Origin of the sequence: Oxalicibacterium solurbis (genome assembly GCF_014635845.1) — a bacterium.
GTDB classification, from domain to species: domain Bacteria; phylum Pseudomonadota; class Gammaproteobacteria; order Burkholderiales; family Burkholderiaceae_D; genus Oxalicibacterium; species Oxalicibacterium solurbis.
Map to the genome: position 1 here is coordinate 247,674 of NZ_BMDP01000002.1, position 15,545 is coordinate 263,218.

Consider the following 15,545-nt stretch of genomic DNA (forward strand, 5'->3'; position numbering starts at 1 on the left):
GCCCGACGGGAAGATTGCGGTATCCTCAAGTTTTAGCTGAACGAAAGAGCAAGATGTCGATTGCGGATATTCGAACCGACTACAGTCAGTCGGAATTGCTGGAAACGGCTACCGATGCCGATCCGGTCGTGCAATTTACAAAGTGGTTTGACGAGGCAGTGAAGGCCGGCGTCAAGGAACCGAACGCCATGGGAGTTTCTACGGTGAGCGCCGATGGGCGTCCTTCGTCGCGCATTCTGCTGATCAAGAATTTCGATCAGAATGGTTTTACCTGGTTTACCAATTACGACAGTCGCAAGGGCGCCGAGTTGGAACAGAATCCTTATGCTTCTTTGTTGTTTCACTGGGTAGACATTGAGCGCGTCGTGCGTATCGAAGGACGCGTCGAGAAAGTGACGCCGGAAGAAAGCGATGCCTACTTTCATAGCCGTCCGGTCAAGAGTCGTCTGGGTGCCATCGCTTCTTCGCAGAGTCGACCGATAGCCGACAGAGCTGAATTGGAAGCACGCTATGCGCAGGTCGAGGCGCAGTATGGCGACAACCCGCCACGGCCGGATAACTGGGGGGGGTATCGTCTCAAGCCGGACTACATTGAATTCTGGCAAGGACGTCGTTCACGACTGCACGATCGTATTGCCTATATGCTGAACGAAAAAGGAAACTGGAAGAAAACCCGTTTGCAGCCTTGAGGCTGGCAATACAAGGGATGAGCTATCAAGATTTCGACCGAGATCTTGAGCGAATCGAATTCGACGTTCGGAAATGACAAAGCCCGCAATGTATTGCGGGCTTTGCGAGTTATTGGTGGAGACGGCGGGAATCGAACCCGCGTCCAGAAGCACTCTACAGACAGTTCTACATACTTAGCGCTGCCATTTGATTTGACCTGCACGACGCGGACGCGCACGCTGCGTACAGGCGAGCCACCTATTGTTTAACGCCATGCCAAGTGACCCGGCGCGACGCGATTCCCTGTGTATGACTCTACCGCCGTTGCCGGCCCACCCCAGGGAAGAGATGGTGTAGAGCTAGAAAGTTCTTAGGTTCCTAGAGGTTTACGCTGCGAGAGCGTAAGATTCATCGTTTGCATTTAAGCATTTCCGGCTGTATTTACGAGGTAACCAGTCCTCGGTATGCCCTGCGCTGCTTTGCAACCCCTGTCGAAACCAGGTCGTCCCCAAAGCGTTGCCATTGTAACGCATTAGATGGGGCAAGCTCTTACCGATTCAAGCCCGATGTGCGGTGATGTGCGGGATTTATCCGAGCAACTCGGATAACTGCCGAGGCGATTCGAGCAGAACATCGGCATCCCACGTCGCAGGCAGAACGTCACCGCAATAGCCCCAGCCCGCCGCAACCGTTTTCATGCCGGCGGCGCGCCCGGCTTGTATGTCGCGCAGGTCATCTCCTACATACCAGCAATGTTCGGGCAGGATGCCGATGCGTTTTGCCGCTTCGAGCAGCGGAGCGGGGTGCGGTTTTGGATAGGCCGTCGTATCGCCGCAGACGACACAAGCCGCATGATCCAGCCCGATTTGCGGAACGAGCAGGTTGGTGAGTTGTGTCACTTTATTCGTGACAATACCCCAGGCAATCCCTTTTTTCTGCAAGCTGCCGAGCAGTTCGGGAATGCCGTCGAACAGGCGGCTGTGGACGGCGATCGATGTTTCGTAACGTTTCAGAAACTCGTCACGCAGAACGGGATAATCGTCGTCCTGCGGTGTAATGCCGAATGCGGCACCGATCAAGCCGCGTGCGCCGGCCGAAGCGACCGGGCGCAGTAGTGCATAGTCGACCGATTGCAGTCCGCGTGCGATACGCAGTTGGTTGACGGCGCCTGCGAGATCGGGAGCCGTGTCGGCCAGTGTGCCATCGAGATCGAAAAGTACGGCTTGTGGTGAGGGAAGTTTCATGGAGATGGAGAGTGCAGCAGGCGAAAACCATGGTTTTCGCCGCATGCATCAGAAGGGAATCATGCAGGCTTGGTACAGGCGACCAGATAATTGACACTGGTATCGCTGTTCAGCGAATAGATCTTGGTGAATGGATTGAAACCCATGCCTTTCAAGGCATCGACGGACAGTCCTGCCAAGCGCGTGAATTGTGCAAGTTCGGCTGGTGTGATGAATTTGGCGTAATCGTGCGTTCCTTTCGGCAGTAGGCGCAGGATGTATTCGGCACCGATGACGGCATGCAGATAGGACTTCGGATTGCGGTTGATCGTCGAGAAGAAGATGCGGCCGCCCGGTTTGGCCAAGCGCGCGCAGGCTGCCACGATGGAGGCAGGATCGGGGACATGTTCCAGCATTTCCATGCAGGTGACGATGTCGAAACTGCCACTTTCTCTAGCTGCGAGGTCTTCCGCCGCAATCAGTTCGTAGCGTACATGTACGCCCGATTCGAGGCTGTGCAGGTCGGCGACCTTCAACGCTTTTTCGGACAAATCGATGCCGGTAACGTCAGCACCTTTCTTTGCCATCGATTCCGCGAGAATACCGCCGCCGCAGCCAACATCGACGACCTTCTTGCCGGCCAGCGGTGCCTGGCTGTTGATCCAGTCGAGGCGTAACGGATTGATTTCGTGCAGTGGGCGAAACTCGGAGGTTGGGTCCCACCATTGATGGGCCAGATCGCTAAATTTTTTCAGTTCCAATGGGTCGGCATTCATAGGCTGAATCATAACTGGAAAGCAGGGAATCGGGGATGTTGCATCAGGTTGGTGCAGACGAAAAAAAACCCCGCCGCAGCGGGGTTTTGATATGCGCATGAAGCGACTTACTTGCGGGTACCGACCACTTCGATTTCCACGCGACGGTTTTGAGCGCGGCCAGCTGCAGTTTTGTTGGTTGCAACCGGTTGTTTCTCGCCCTTGCCTTCGGTGTAGACGCGTTTTGCATCGACGCCTTTACCGACCAGGTAGCTCTTGACCGCTTCAGCACGGCGAACCGACAGCTTCTGGTTGTAAGCGTCAGGACCGATCGAGTCGGTGTGGCCGACGGCGATGATGACTTCCAGGTTCAGGCCGTTCAGTTTCGACGCCAGATCATCCAGTTTGGCTTTGCCGTCCGGTTTCAGGACTGCCTTGTCGAAATCAAAGAAGGCGTCAGCAGCAAACGTGACTTTTTCCGAAGTCGGAACAGGCGCGACCACCGGAGCCGAGGCAGGAGCCGCTGCAACCAGGGCACCATCGCAACCCGGAACGGACGCAGCCGGGGTCCAGTAGCCGGTATGCCAGCACAGGCCGGTGGAGTTGCGAGCGATAACGCCACGACCATCTTGCAGGTATGCGCTGTTCGGGGTGCTGGCCTTGATGTCCGTTTGAGCGTGAGCAGACATTGCAACGACCGCGGATGCCGCGAAGACGAGTTTTGCTAATTTATTCATATTTCTTTCTCCTCGAGTGAGATATCCGCAGATGAACTGCGCCAAAACTACCTAAATGACACAAAAATTAATGCGCGCCTCAACAACCGCATGCAACAAAATTTCCTACATGCAATAGTCAAAAACTTGTATCCATTTTGCCATACACGGCGTTTCAGCGAACATCGCCAAATGGGCGAATTAACGTTTTTTTAAATCCGTTGTGTTTAAACAACGACAGCACGAAGAAATATTTCCACCTGCAAAACATTGACCTTTGGACATCCAAATCGTTCATGTAGTCGGCGGGAAATTTTTCTTTTTTGTCATTTTTGTGTGCCATGCACCTGAATTTGAACGCGCCGATTTGGTGCGAGACAGGAAATCAGTTTGGTTCGGCTCATGCCGGCATGACAATTAACTAACGGCTGGGTTTCTCCGGCGCCATGAATGTTGATTGGGGCGGTTACGCCGTGCGATTTCAGGAAACTGGCCACGGAGGCGGCCCGTTTCTCGGAAAGATGTCGATTTGCTTCGGCTGCACCGATATTGTCGGTGTGGCCGGTAATTGTCAGGTCGGCAATCGATTGGCATTTGGCAAGTTGGGGCAGCACGGTGTCGGCCAAGCGTTTTTTTGCCTTTGCATTCAATGCGGCTTGGCCCGAGGCGAAGGTCTCTCCACTTTCCAGCGTAACCATGAAATCGCAAGGTTTGTCCATGGCTTCGCTTGCCAGGATGTTTTTTACTTCCGGAGCGATCGGATTCGGAATCGGCGGTTTCAGTGCGCCGTCGCATCCGGCAACGGCATCGGTAGCGGTCCAGCTGCCCGAACGCCAGCACAGACCAAATCCGCTGCGGGTGACGGCGCCGCGGCTGTCCTGATTGTACCCGTCGTTCTGAGGAGCTTGAATATCGGTTTGCGCAAAGGCGAAGGTGGAAGAAACGCCCATCAGTAATCCGAGGGCCAGTTTGTCGATCATGCTTTTCTCTTGGGTGGGTGTGCGGGGAGGGTTGCGGATAAGTTGCTACCGGTTTTCCAACAGACGGCATTTAAACATATTTGACGCGGGTTGCGTCTTTGGCTTCTCTTTGGCTTCGGTATGCAGAGGTGTTTGGGGTTGTTGAAAGCAGGGAAGAGAGTCGCTCGGCGTGGTAAAATCTCCGATTTGCCGGATCGCGCATTCAAACGGACGATTCTTCTTCATTAACATTCGCCAAGGATCTACGTACCGCCCATGGATCAATTCGCTAAAGAGACCATACCGATTTCGCTGGAAGAAGAAATGCGCAAGAGTTACCTCGATTACGCGATGAGCGTGATCGTGGGACGAGCGCTACCGGATGTGCGGGATGGACTGAAGCCGGTGCATCGTCGCGTGTTGTACGCGATGCATGAGACGAACAACGTCTGGAATCGTCCTTATGTGAAGTGCGCGCGCGTGGTCGGGGAAGTGATGGGTAAATATCACCCGCACGGCGACCAGGCGATCTACGACACGCTGGTGCGCATGGCGCAGGATTTTTCGCTGCGCTACACGCTGGTCGATGGCCAGGGCAATTTCGGTTCGATCGACGGCGACAACGCGGCGGCAATGCGTTATACCGAATGCCGACTCGACAAGATCGCCAGCGAACTGCTGGCCGATATCGAAAAGGAAACCGTCGATTTCGTCCCGAACTACGACGGCAAGGAAAAGGAACCGTCGGTACTGCCGACGCGCGTGCCCAATCTGCTGATCAACGGTTCGTCCGGTATCGCGGTGGGCATGGCGACGAACATCCCGCCACACAACATCACGGAAATCATCGACGGCGCACTGCATGTGCTGCGCAACGAGCAATGTTCGGTCGATGAACTGCTGGAAATCATCCCGGCACCGGATTTTCCGACCGGCGGCATCATCTACGGCGTGTCCGGCGTGCGCGATGGTTATCGCACCGGCCGCGGCCGCGTCGTCATGCGTGCGAAGACGCACTTCGAGGAATTCGGCAAGGAAAACCGTTCGGCGATCATCGTCGACGAACTGCCGTATCAGGTAAACAAGAAGTCGTTGCTGGAACGCATCGCCGAACTGGTGCGCGACAAGAAGCTGGAAGGCATTTCCGACATCCGCGACGAATCGGATAAATCCGGCATGCGCGTCGTGATCGAACTGAAGCGTGGCGAAGTGCCTGAAGTCGTGTTGAACAATCTGTACAAGCAGACGCAGCTGCAGGATACCTTCGGCATGAACATGGTCGCGCTGGTCGACGGCCAGCCGAAGCTGCTGAACCTGAAGCAGATGCTGGAGTGCTTCCTGTCGCATCGCCGCGAAGTGGTGACGCGTCGTACCGTGTTCGAACTGCGCAAGGCGCGCGAACGCGGCCACGTGCTGGAAGGCTTGGCAGTGGCGCTGGCCAACATCGACGATTTCATCGCGATCATCAAGGCGGCACCGACGCCGCCGGTGGCGAAAGCTGAATTGATGGCGCGTGCCTGGGATTCGTCGGTTGTGCGTGAAATGCTGGCACGAACCGGCGACGAGGCTGTCGGCGGCATCGAAGCCTTTCGTCCGGAAAACCTGCCGAAGCAATACGGTATCCAGTCCGACGGCCTGTACAAGCTGTCCGACGATCAGGCGCAGGAAATCCTGCAGATGCGTCTGCAGCGCTTGACCGGCCTTGAACAGGACAAGATCGTCAATGAATACAAGGAAGTGATGGCACAGATCGCCGATCTGCTGGACATCCTCTCCAAGCCGGCGCGCGTGACGACCATCATCACCGACGAGCTGACGGCAGCAAAACACGAATACGGCGAAAGCAACAAGGATGAGCGTCGTTCGACGATCGAGTTGAATGCGACCGATCTCGGTACCGAAGACCTGATCACGCCGCAGGACATGGTAGTCACCTTGTCGCATACCGGCTATATGAAATCGCAGCCAATTTCGGAATACCGTGCGCAGAAGCGCGGTGGCCGCGGCAAACAGGCGATGGCGACCAAGGAAGACGACTGGATCGATCAGCTCTTCATTGCCAATACGCACGATTACATTCTGTGCTTCTCCAATCGTGGCCGCATGTACTGGCTGAAGGTGTGGGAAGTGCCGCAAGGTTCGCGTGCTTCGCGCGGCAAGCCGATCGTCAACATGTTCCCGCTGCAGGACGGCGAAAAAATCACGGTGGTGCTGCCGATTTCCGGCGAAAACCGCACGTTCCCGGAAGATCACTACGTCTTCATGTCGACCAGCCTTGGCACCGTGAAGAAGACGCCGCTGTCCGATTTCAGCAATCCGCGCAAGGCCGGCATCATCGCGGTCGATCTTGATGACGGCGACTTCCTGATCGGTGCCGCACTGACTGACGGCAAGCACGACGTGATGCTGTTCTCCGACGCTGGCAAGGCCGTGCGTTTCGATGAGAACGACGTGCGTCCGATGGGCCGTACTGCGCGCGGCGTGCGCGGCATGAACCTGGAAGAAGGTCAGCAGGTGATTGCCTTGCTGGTCGCGGAAAACGAACAGCAGTCGGTATTGACGGCAACTGAAAACGGTTTCGGCAAACGCACGCCGATTACCGAATACACGCGTCACGGTCGCGGCACGAAGGGGATGATTGCGATCCAGACCAGCGAGCGCAACGGCAAGGTCGTCGCCGCCACGCTGGTCGATGCGAACGACGAAATCATGTTGATCACGACCGGCGGTGTGCTGATTCGCACGCGCGTGGCCGAGATTCGTGAAATGGGTCGTGCGACCCAAGGCGTGACGCTGATTGCCGTCGAAGACGGCACCAAGCTCAGCGGCCTGCAACGCATACTTGAATCAGATGTTGATGAAGAGCAATCCGGTACGGAGGAAGCAGAATAATGAAGCGGCGCGTGTTTAACTTTTCGGCTGGTCCGGCTGCGTTGTCGAAAGAAGTCATTCAGCAAGCAGCAGATGAAATGATGGACTGGCGGGGAAGCGGGATGTCCGTGATGGAAATGAGCCATCGCGGCAAGGAGTTCACCGAGATTCTCGCGAACGCGAAAGCCGATCTGCGCGAACTGATGTCCATCCCGGACAACTACAAGATCCTGTTCATGCAGGGCGGGGCGATCGCCGAGAACGCCATCGTGCCGATGAATCTGATCGGTCGCAAACCGCAGCCTGCCACCATCGATTTCATCAACACCGGTCACTGGTCGGTGCAGAGCATCGAGGAGGCGCACAAGTACGCCAAGGTCAACATTGCCGCATCGTCAGAAGATGCCGGTTTCACTTACGTTCCGGCGCGCGATACCTGGAAACTGTCGCAGGATGCCGCCTACGTGCACATCTGCACCAATGAAACCATCGGCGGCGTCGAATTCAATTACACGCCGGAAGTCGGTGATGTTCCGTTGGTGGCAGACATGTCTTCCAACATCCTGTCGCGCCAGATCGACGTGTCGAAATACGCCGTCATCTACGCCGGTGCGCAGAAGAACATCGGTCCGGCCGGTGTGACGATCGTCATCGTGCGCGACGACATGCTGGGTCATGCAGTACCCGCCTGTCCGTCAGCCTTCGACTGGAAGCAGGTCGCCGAGCACGACTCGATGTACAACACGCCGCCGACCTATCCGATCTACATTGCCGGCCTGACGTTCCAGTGGTTGAAGCGCATCGGCGGCATTGCGGAAATCGAAAAGGTCAACGTTGCCAAGGCTAAACTGGTCTACGATTACCTGGATTCGACCGGTTTCTATATCAATCGCGTGCCGGTGGCCGATCGTTCCCGCATGAACGTGCCATTTGTGCTGCGCGACGAATCGCTGAATGCAAAGTTCCTGGCTGAAGCCGACGCCAACGGTCTGGTGCAGTTGAAGGGGCACAGCTCGGTCGGCGGCATGCGCGCTTCGATCTACAACGCCATGCCGCTCGAGGGTGTGCAGGATCTGGTGGCGTTCATGAAGGATTTCGAGAAGAAGTACGGTTGACGTGACAGCAAGCCGGACGTTTTCGTCCGGCTAAAACGATTCAATGCAATCCAAGGCGATGACACGTATCGCATGACCATGACGACGGACGACAAGCTCAAACCGCTGCGCCAGCAGATCGACGCCATCGACACGCAAATCCTCGATTTGCTCAATCAGCGCGCACAGGTGGCGCAGCAAGTAGGTCATGTAAAGGCCGAGACCAACGCGCCGGTCTTCCGCCCCGAGCGCGAGGCGCAGGTGCTGCGTAACGCGGCCGAACGCAATCCCGGCCCGCTGCACGGCAGCGATATCCAGACCATCTACCGTGAAATCATGTCGGCTTGCCGTGCGCTGGAGCGTCGCGTGACCGTGGCTTTTCTCGGTCCGGTGGGTACCTTTAGCGAGCAAGCGGTCTATCAGCAGTTCGGCCATGCGGTCGAAGGCTTGGCCTGCGCTTCCATCGATGAAGTTTTTCGTGCGACTGAAGCCGGCTCTGCCGATTTCGGCGTGGTGCCGATCGAGAATTCGTCGGAAGGCGTCATCAATCGCACGCTGGATTTGCTGCTGCAGACGACGCTGACGATCAGCGGCGAAGTTGCGATCAAGGTGCATCACAGCCTGATGACGCGTAGCGGCTCGATGGATGGCATCAAGTCCATTCATGCCCATTCGCAGGCGCTGGCGCAATGCCAAGCCTGGCTGAACCAGCATTATCCGGACATCGAACGCGTGGCCGTCGCTTCCAACGGCGAGGCGGCGCGCCAGGCTGGCGAGGATGCGTCCATCGCCGCGATTGCCAGCGACATCGCGAGCCAGAAATACAGCCTGCAGATCGTCAACGCGCATATCCAGGACGATCCGCACAATCGCACGCGCTTTGCCGTGATCGGCCGCCTGCAGACGGAACCGAGCGGGTGTGACCAGACGTCGCTGGTGTTGTCGGTGCCGAACAAGGCGGGCGCCGTCTATAACCTGCTGGCGCCACTGGCCAAACATGGCGTATCAATGAGTCGATTCGAATCGCGCCCTGCGCGCATGGGTACGTGGGAATACTATTTCTACGTCGACATCGAAGGCCATTTGAAAGATCGCAAGGTTGCCGATGCACTGGGCGAGCTGAAGGACAATGCAGCTTTCTTCAAGGTGCTGGGCTCGTATCCTTGCAGTCTGTGATGTGAGGCTCGCACGGCTCATTGCATCCTGATATGCCGGCAGTACGCTATCTGCGCTTTCTGTAATACGCATTTATCCGCAACACGATTCATCCCGGGAATTTTTCATGTCCATTCAGTTCGGCCCTGATTACATCCGTGCCATCGCGCCCTATCAGGGCGGCAAGCCGATCAGCGAGGTTGCGCGTGAATTCGGTCTCGACGAGACGAAGATCGTCAAACTTGCTTCCAACGAAAATCCGCTTGGTATGCCGGAATCGGCGCGCAAGGCGATGGCCAATGTGGCCGATGCCGGCCGCTATCCCGACGGCAACGGATTCGAACTGAAGGCCGCGCTGACCGCGAAATACGGTGTGCCGGCCGAATACATTACGCTTGGCAATGGGAGTAACGATATCCTGGAACTTGCCGCGCACGCTTTCGTGCAGCCGGGACAGTCCGTCATCTATGCGCAATATTCGTTCGCCGTTTATCCGCTGGCGACGCAGGCCGTCGGCGGCCGTTCGCTGGTAGTGCCGGCCAAGGATTTCGGCCACGATCTCGATGCGATGATCGATGCGATCGAGGAAGACACGAAGCTGATTTTTGTCGCCAATCCGAACAATCCGACTGGCACCTTCATTCCGGGCGATGCAATCGAAGCATTCCTGCGCCGTGTGCCGTCGAACATCGTCGTCGTGCTCGACGAGGCATACACCGAATTTCTGCCGCAGGAACAGCAATACGATTCCATTGCGTGGGTAGCAAAATATCCGAACCTGCTGGTGTCGCGTTCGATGTCCAAGGTCTACGGACTGGCTGGCCTTCGCATCGGTTACGGCATTGCGCAGCTAGGCATTACCGATTTGTTGAACCGCATTCGCCAGCCGTTCAACGTCAATTCCTTCGCGCAGGCAGCGGCGATCGCCGCGCTGGCCGACGACGAATTCGTCAGCAGAAGCGCAAAGCTGAATGCGGACGGCTATCGACAACTGACGCAGGTCTTCGATGAACTGGGCTTGCAATACGTGCCGTCGTACGGCAACTTCGTATTGGTCAAGGTCGGGGAAGACGACGGCGCCGGTGCGCGCATCAATCTGGCGTTGCTGAAGCAGGGTGTCATCGTGCGGCCGGTCGGTAACTACGGTTTGCCGCAATGGTTGCGCATCACGGTCGGATTGCCGGAAGAGAACGATGCCTTCATCGCTGCATTGAAGAAGGCATTGGCCTGAATTCAAACTGACGAATCGATAACCATCTGGATTGATCGTGCTGAACAAAATCGTCATCTTCGGAACCGGCCTGATCGGCGGCTCGTTCGCCGCTGCCTTGCGCAAGGCGGGTGCGGTGCGCCAGATCGTCGGCATCGGCCGCACGGCAGCATCGCTGCAGCGGGCAAAGGAATTGGGCTTGATCGATACGATTGGCACGTCGATGGAAGAAGCGTTGCACGATGCCGATCTGGTGCTGCTGTCCGTTCCCGTCGCACAGACCGAATCGGTGCTGGTTGCGATCAAACCGTGGCTGCAGCCGCAGACGGTCGTTACCGATGCCGGCAGTATCAAGGGCGAGGTCGTTGCAGCAGCGGAGCGTGCGCTCGGTGAAAAATTCGCGCAATTCGTGCCGGGCCATCCGATTGCCGGTCGTGAACTGACCGGACCGGATGCGGCTGTCGCCGATCTGTATGTCGGCAAAAAGGTCGTGCTGACACCGCTGCCGCAGAATGCTGCAGCCAGCGTGGCGCGTGTCGCAGACGCATGGCAGCAATGCGGCGCCGTCATCCATCGTCTGACTGTGGAGCAGCATGATGCGGTGTTCGCTGCAGTCAGCCATTTGCCGCATCTGCTGGCGTATGCGCTGGTCGACGATATTGCTTCCAAACCGCACGCCGATTTGCTGTTCCAGTATGCGGCTAGCGGCTTCCGCGACTTCACCCGCATCGCCGGTTCGTCGCCGGAAATGTGGCGCGACATCAGCCTGGCGAACCAGCCGGCGATATTGAACGAACTCGATGCCTACATCGCGCAATTGGCGCGCTTTCGCGCGCTGCTGGCGCAACGCGACGGCGATGCGATGCAGACGATGTTCTCCCGCGCGCAGCAGGCGCGCAGCGAATGGCTGCGCAGTCTGGAAGAAGCCGAGGCGCAATCACAGGATCGCAAGCAATGAAACACTATCCGCACCATCTCGATCTCGCTCCTGCCATGCATGCGAAGGGCACTGTGCGTCTGCCGGGTTCGAAAAGCATCTCCAATCGCATGCTGCTGCTGGCCGCACTGGCCGATGGTGAAACGCATATCAAGGATTTGCTGGCATCGGACGACACGCATGTGATGCTGATGGCTTTGCAAAGTCTTGGCGTCAAATGGAAGCAGATCGGCGAATCGCAGGATTACATCGTGCATGGCGCCGGTGGCGCATTTCCGAACCACCATGCCGATCTGTTCATGGGTAATGCCGGCACGGCGATCCGTCCGCTGACGGCGGCGCTGGCGGTGACGGGCGGCGATTACACGCTGCACGGCATTCCGCGCATGCACGAACGTCCTATTGGAGATCTGGTCGATGCGCTGAACGATATCGGTGCCGACATCGAATACACCGGTCAGCCGGGCTATCCGCCGCTGCGTATCCGCCGCAGCCGTATCCGTGCGGAACGATTGAAAGTGCGCGGCAATGTTTCCAGCCAGTTCCTGACCGCACTGCTGATGGCGGCGCCGTTGATGGCGGCGGAACGCGATGTGACGATCGATGTCGTCGGCGAACTGATTTCCAAGCCTTACATCGAAATCACGCTGAACCTGATGCGCCGTTTCGGCGTGGAAGTGCAGCGCGACGGCTGGCAGTCGTTTACGGTGACGACCGGCCAGCGCTATCGCAGTCCGGGCACGATACATGTCGAAGGCGATGCGTCGTCGGCATCGTATTTCCTGGCGGCCGGCGCGATTGCTGGTGGACCGGTGCGTGTTGAGGGCGTGGGCCGCGACAGCATCCAGGGCGATGTGCGTTTCGTCGAATCGCTGCAGCAGATGGGTGCGACCGTCACGATGGGCGACAACTGGATCGAAGCGCAATCCAACGGTGCGCTGCATGCGATCAATGCGGATTTCAATCACATTCCCGATGCGGCGATGACGATCGCGGTGGCGGCGCTGTATGCCGACGGTCCAAGCATCTTGCGCAATATCGGCAGCTGGCGCGTCAAGGAAACCGATCGCATCGCCGCGATGGCGACGGAACTGCGCAAGCTGGGTGCGATCGTGGAAGAGGGCGACGATTACCTGCGCGTGACGCCGCCGGCTGTCATCCAGTCCGCCGCCATCGATACCTACGACGATCACCGGATGGCGATGTGTTTTTCGCTGGCAACGCTGGATGGCGCGGCGCGGCGGGGAAACCGCATCCGCATCAACGATCCGCAATGCGTGGCCAAGACTTTTCCTGAGTATTTCGAAGCCTTTGCAGGCGTGACGGAAGAAAGCCTGTTCTGACGCTGCCGGTTCGTGGCCGGTTTGCCGGCTGCAACATATTCGCTCCACTTTTCCAAATGGATTCCTGACATGACTTCATCGCACGCCATTCCCGTCATCACGATCGACGGGCCGACTGCATCGGGAAAAGGAACGGTGGCGCAACTGGTCGCGGAACGACTCGGCTTTCATTATCTGGATTCGGGCGCGCTGTATCGATTGACGGCGTTGTCTGCCTTGCAGGCGGAAACGCCACTGGACGACGAACAGGCGTTGGCCAAGCTGGCCGGGGAGTTGCATTGCAGTTTCAGCAATGGCGCGATTTTCCTGAACGGCGAAGATGTCTCGATGGCGATCCGTGCCGAAAAAGTTGGCAATGCAGCATCGAAAGTCGCCGCCTTGCCGGCACTCCGCCGGGCGCTGGTCGAGTTGCAACTGCGATTTGCACAGGTGCCGGGACTGGTGGCTGACGGGCGCGACATGGGCACCGTGATTTTCCCCGATGCCTGTCTGAAAGTCTTCTTGACGGCAAGTGTGGAAGCGCGCGCGGAAAGACGATATAAGCAATTGATTGACAAGGGATTTTCTGCTAATATGCACGACCTTCTGAAGGATTTGAACGAACGTGACGCGCGCGATTCCAATCGCGCCATCGCACCGCTCAAGCCGGCCGAGGGGGCGTATTTGCTGGATACCTCGAATCTCACCGTGAATCAGGCGGTGGAACAGGTGCTCGGCTGGTATGCCGCTGTAAAAAAGTAAGCAAGAGTTGTAGTTGTTGTACCCGGTGTCCGGGCTGGCGCAAAGCCTGAACGGACTATGATGAACCCAACCCAGTTTTCCGTACGTACTGCATCCTGCATTTGCGGGGCCGACAGACGATTGAAGCGGACTCTGGTCAAACCTGTTCAAATTTTATGTCTACTGCTGTTACCTCCCAAGATTCCGGTATGGAAAGCTTTGCCGCCCTGTTTGAAGAATCGCTGTCGCGTCAGGACATGCGTTCGGGCGAAGTGATTTCCGCTGAAGTCGTTCGTATCGATCACAATTTCGTGATCGTCAACGCCGGCCTGAAATCGGAAGCATTCATCCCTATCGACGAATTCAAGAACGACAGCGGCGAGCTGGAAGTCAACGTCGGTGACTTCATCTCCGTTGCGATCGAATCGCTGGAAAACGGTTTCGGCGACACCATCCTGTCGCGCGACAAGGCCAAGCGTCTGGCATCGTGGCTCTCGCTGGAAAAAGCGATGGAGTCCGGCGAGATCGTCACCGGCACCGTCAACGGCAAGGTCAAGGGCGGCCTGACCGTTCTGACCAATGGCATCCGCGCCTTCCTGCCGGGTTCGCTGGTCGATACCCGTCCGGTCAAGGACACCACGCCGTTCGAAGGCAAGACCCTCGAATTCAAGGTCATCAAGCTGGACCGCAAGCGTAACAACGTCGTGCTGTCGCGTCGCGCCGTCATCGAAGCATCGATGGGCGAAGAGCGTGCGAAGCTGATGGAAACGCTGAAGGAAGGCACGATCGTCAACGGTATCGTCAAGAACATCACCGACTACGGTGCGTTCGTCGATCTGGGCGGCATCGACGGCCTGCTGCACATCACCGATCTGGCATGGCGCCGTGTGCGTCATCCGTCGGAAGTGCTCACTGTCGGCCAGGAAATCACTGCCAAGGTCCTCAAGTACGATCAAGAGAAGAATCGCGTTTCGCTGGGCGTCAAGCAACTGGGCGACGATCCGTGGACCGGTCTGTCGCGTCGTTACCCGCAAAGCACCCGCCTGTTCGGTAAAGTCACCAACCTGACCGACTACGGCGCATTCGTCGAAGTCGAGCAAGGTATCGAAGGCCTGGTGCACGTTTCCGAAATGGACTGGACCAACAAGAACGTTGCACCGAACAAGGTCGTTCAACTGGGCGACGAAGTCGAAGTCATGGTTCTGGAAATCGACGAAGAGCGTCGTCGTATCAGTCTCGGCATGAAGCAATGCAAGGCCAACCCTTGGGACGACTTTGCCGTTACCCACAAGAAGGGCGACAAGGTCAAGGGCGCGATCAAGTCGATCACCGACTTCGGCGTGTTCATCGGCCTGCCGGGCAACATCGACGGTCTGGTTCACCTGTCCGACCTGTCCTGGACCGAAGCTGGCGAAGAAGCCGTGCGCAAGTTCAAGAAGGGCGACGAACTGGAAGCAGTCGTGCTGGCAATCGACGTCGAACGCGAGCGGGTTTCGCTGGGCGTCAAGCAGCTGGAAGGCGACCCGTTCAACAACTACGCTGCAATGAACGACAAGGGCGCACTGGTTACCGGTACGGTCAAGGCAGTCGAGCCGAAAGGCGCTGTGATCCAGTTGTCCGATGAAGTCGAAGGCTATCTGCGCGCTTCCGAAATCTCCCGCGATCGCGTGGAAGATGCCGGTACGCACCTGAAAGTCGGTGATTCCGTTGAAGCCATGGTCATCAACGTCGATCGCAAATCGCGCAGCATCCAGCTGTCGATCAAGGCGAAAGACAACGTTGAAACGCAGGAAGCGATGCAGAAGATGTCGGCTGACTCCAACGCGGCTTCCGGCACGACCAGCCTGGGCGCACTGCTCAAGGCCAAGCTCGACAACAAGAACTAAGTTCATC

The 15,545-nt window shown here is 57.4% G+C and carries 13 protein-coding genes and 1 other RNA gene; 9 read left to right on the forward strand and 5 right to left on the reverse strand.

The genetic code is table 11. The features are described 5' to 3' along the window. The first annotated feature begins 53 nt into the window (after nucleotides 1–53). The gene (gene pdxH, locus IEV40_RS06815; RefSeq protein ID WP_188420251.1) at nucleotides 54–689 is read left to right on the forward strand and encodes a pyridoxamine 5'-phosphate oxidase; all 636 of its coding nucleotides are present in this window, start codon (nucleotides 54–56) and stop codon (nucleotides 687–689) included. 113 nt (nucleotides 690–802) lie between these two features. Here the strand turns inward: pdxH and ssrA are convergent. The 5 genes from ssrA to IEV40_RS06840 all read right to left on the reverse strand — a co-directional run bounded on the left by ssrA (nucleotide 803) and on the right by IEV40_RS06840 (nucleotide 4,343). Then, nucleotides 803–1,179, reverse strand: a transfer-messenger RNA (tmRNA) gene (gene ssrA, locus IEV40_RS06820). A 77-nt stretch (nucleotides 1,180–1,256) separates the two neighbouring features. Further along, on the reverse strand, nucleotides 1,257–1,913 hold the full coding sequence (locus tag IEV40_RS06825; RefSeq protein WP_188420252.1) for an HAD family hydrolase: 657 nt from the start codon (nucleotides 1,911–1,913) through the stop codon (nucleotides 1,257–1,259). Between the two features lie 59 nt (nucleotides 1,914–1,972). Continuing rightward, a complete protein-coding gene (gene ubiG / locus IEV40_RS06830) occupies nucleotides 1,973–2,668 on the reverse strand; it encodes a bifunctional 2-polyprenyl-6-hydroxyphenol methylase/3-demethylubiquinol 3-O-methyltransferase UbiG (protein ID WP_188420253.1) in 696 nt (231 codons plus the stop codon). A gap of 107 nt (nucleotides 2,669–2,775) precedes the next feature. After that, nucleotides 2,776–3,384 (reverse strand): outer membrane protein OmpA, encoded by a 609-nt coding sequence (gene ompA, locus IEV40_RS06835; RefSeq protein ID WP_188420254.1) that lies wholly within the window; start codon nucleotides 3,382–3,384, stop codon nucleotides 2,776–2,778. Between the two features lie 305 nt (nucleotides 3,385–3,689). Continuing rightward, nucleotides 3,690–4,343, reverse strand: coding sequence for an OmpA family protein (locus IEV40_RS06840; RefSeq protein WP_188420255.1), 654 nt, complete (start codon nucleotides 4,341–4,343; stop codon nucleotides 3,690–3,692). Between the two features lie 255 nt (nucleotides 4,344–4,598). Here IEV40_RS06840 and gyrA point away from each other — a divergent pair, with 255 nt between their 5' ends. From gyrA to rpsA, 8 genes are all read left to right on the forward strand, one after another. Further along, nucleotides 4,599–7,214, forward strand: a complete 2,616-nt coding sequence (gyrA, locus tag IEV40_RS06845) for a DNA gyrase subunit A (protein ID WP_188420256.1) — start codon at nucleotides 4,599–4,601, stop codon at nucleotides 7,212–7,214. Then, nucleotides 7,214–8,308 (forward strand): 3-phosphoserine/phosphohydroxythreonine transaminase, encoded by a 1,095-nt coding sequence (gene serC / locus IEV40_RS06850; protein WP_188420257.1) that lies wholly within the window; start codon nucleotides 7,214–7,216, stop codon nucleotides 8,306–8,308. Before gyrA ends, serC begins: the two co-directional genes overlap by 1 nt. A 78-nt stretch (nucleotides 8,309–8,386) precedes the next feature. Continuing rightward, nucleotides 8,387–9,463: a prephenate dehydratase gene (pheA, locus tag IEV40_RS06855; protein WP_188421090.1), complete on the forward strand. Its 1,077-nt coding sequence runs from the start codon at nucleotides 8,387–8,389 to the stop codon at nucleotides 9,461–9,463. 106 nt (nucleotides 9,464–9,569) lie between these two features. After that, nucleotides 9,570–10,673 (forward strand): histidinol-phosphate transaminase, encoded by a 1,104-nt coding sequence (gene hisC / locus IEV40_RS06860; protein ID WP_188420258.1) that lies wholly within the window; start codon nucleotides 9,570–9,572, stop codon nucleotides 10,671–10,673. A 37-nt stretch (nucleotides 10,674–10,710) separates the two neighbouring features. Beyond that, the gene (locus IEV40_RS06865) at nucleotides 10,711–11,610 is read left to right on the forward strand and encodes a prephenate dehydrogenase (RefSeq protein ID WP_229724000.1); all 900 of its coding nucleotides are present in this window, start codon (nucleotides 10,711–10,713) and stop codon (nucleotides 11,608–11,610) included. Further along, nucleotides 11,607–12,932 (forward strand): 3-phosphoshikimate 1-carboxyvinyltransferase, encoded by a 1,326-nt coding sequence (gene aroA / locus IEV40_RS06870; RefSeq protein WP_188420259.1) that lies wholly within the window; start codon nucleotides 11,607–11,609, stop codon nucleotides 12,930–12,932. The genes IEV40_RS06865 and aroA overlap by 4 nt, the downstream gene beginning before the upstream one ends. A 69-nt stretch (nucleotides 12,933–13,001) precedes the next feature. Further along, nucleotides 13,002–13,673, forward strand: a complete 672-nt coding sequence (gene cmk, locus IEV40_RS06875; RefSeq protein ID WP_188420260.1) for a (d)CMP kinase — start codon at nucleotides 13,002–13,004, stop codon at nucleotides 13,671–13,673. A 155-nt stretch (nucleotides 13,674–13,828) separates the two neighbouring features. Beyond that, complete coding sequence (gene rpsA, locus IEV40_RS06880) at nucleotides 13,829–15,538, forward strand: 30S ribosomal protein S1 (RefSeq protein WP_188420261.1); 1,710 nt, start codon at nucleotides 13,829–13,831, stop codon at nucleotides 15,536–15,538. Nucleotides 15,539–15,545: the final 7 nt, after the last annotated feature.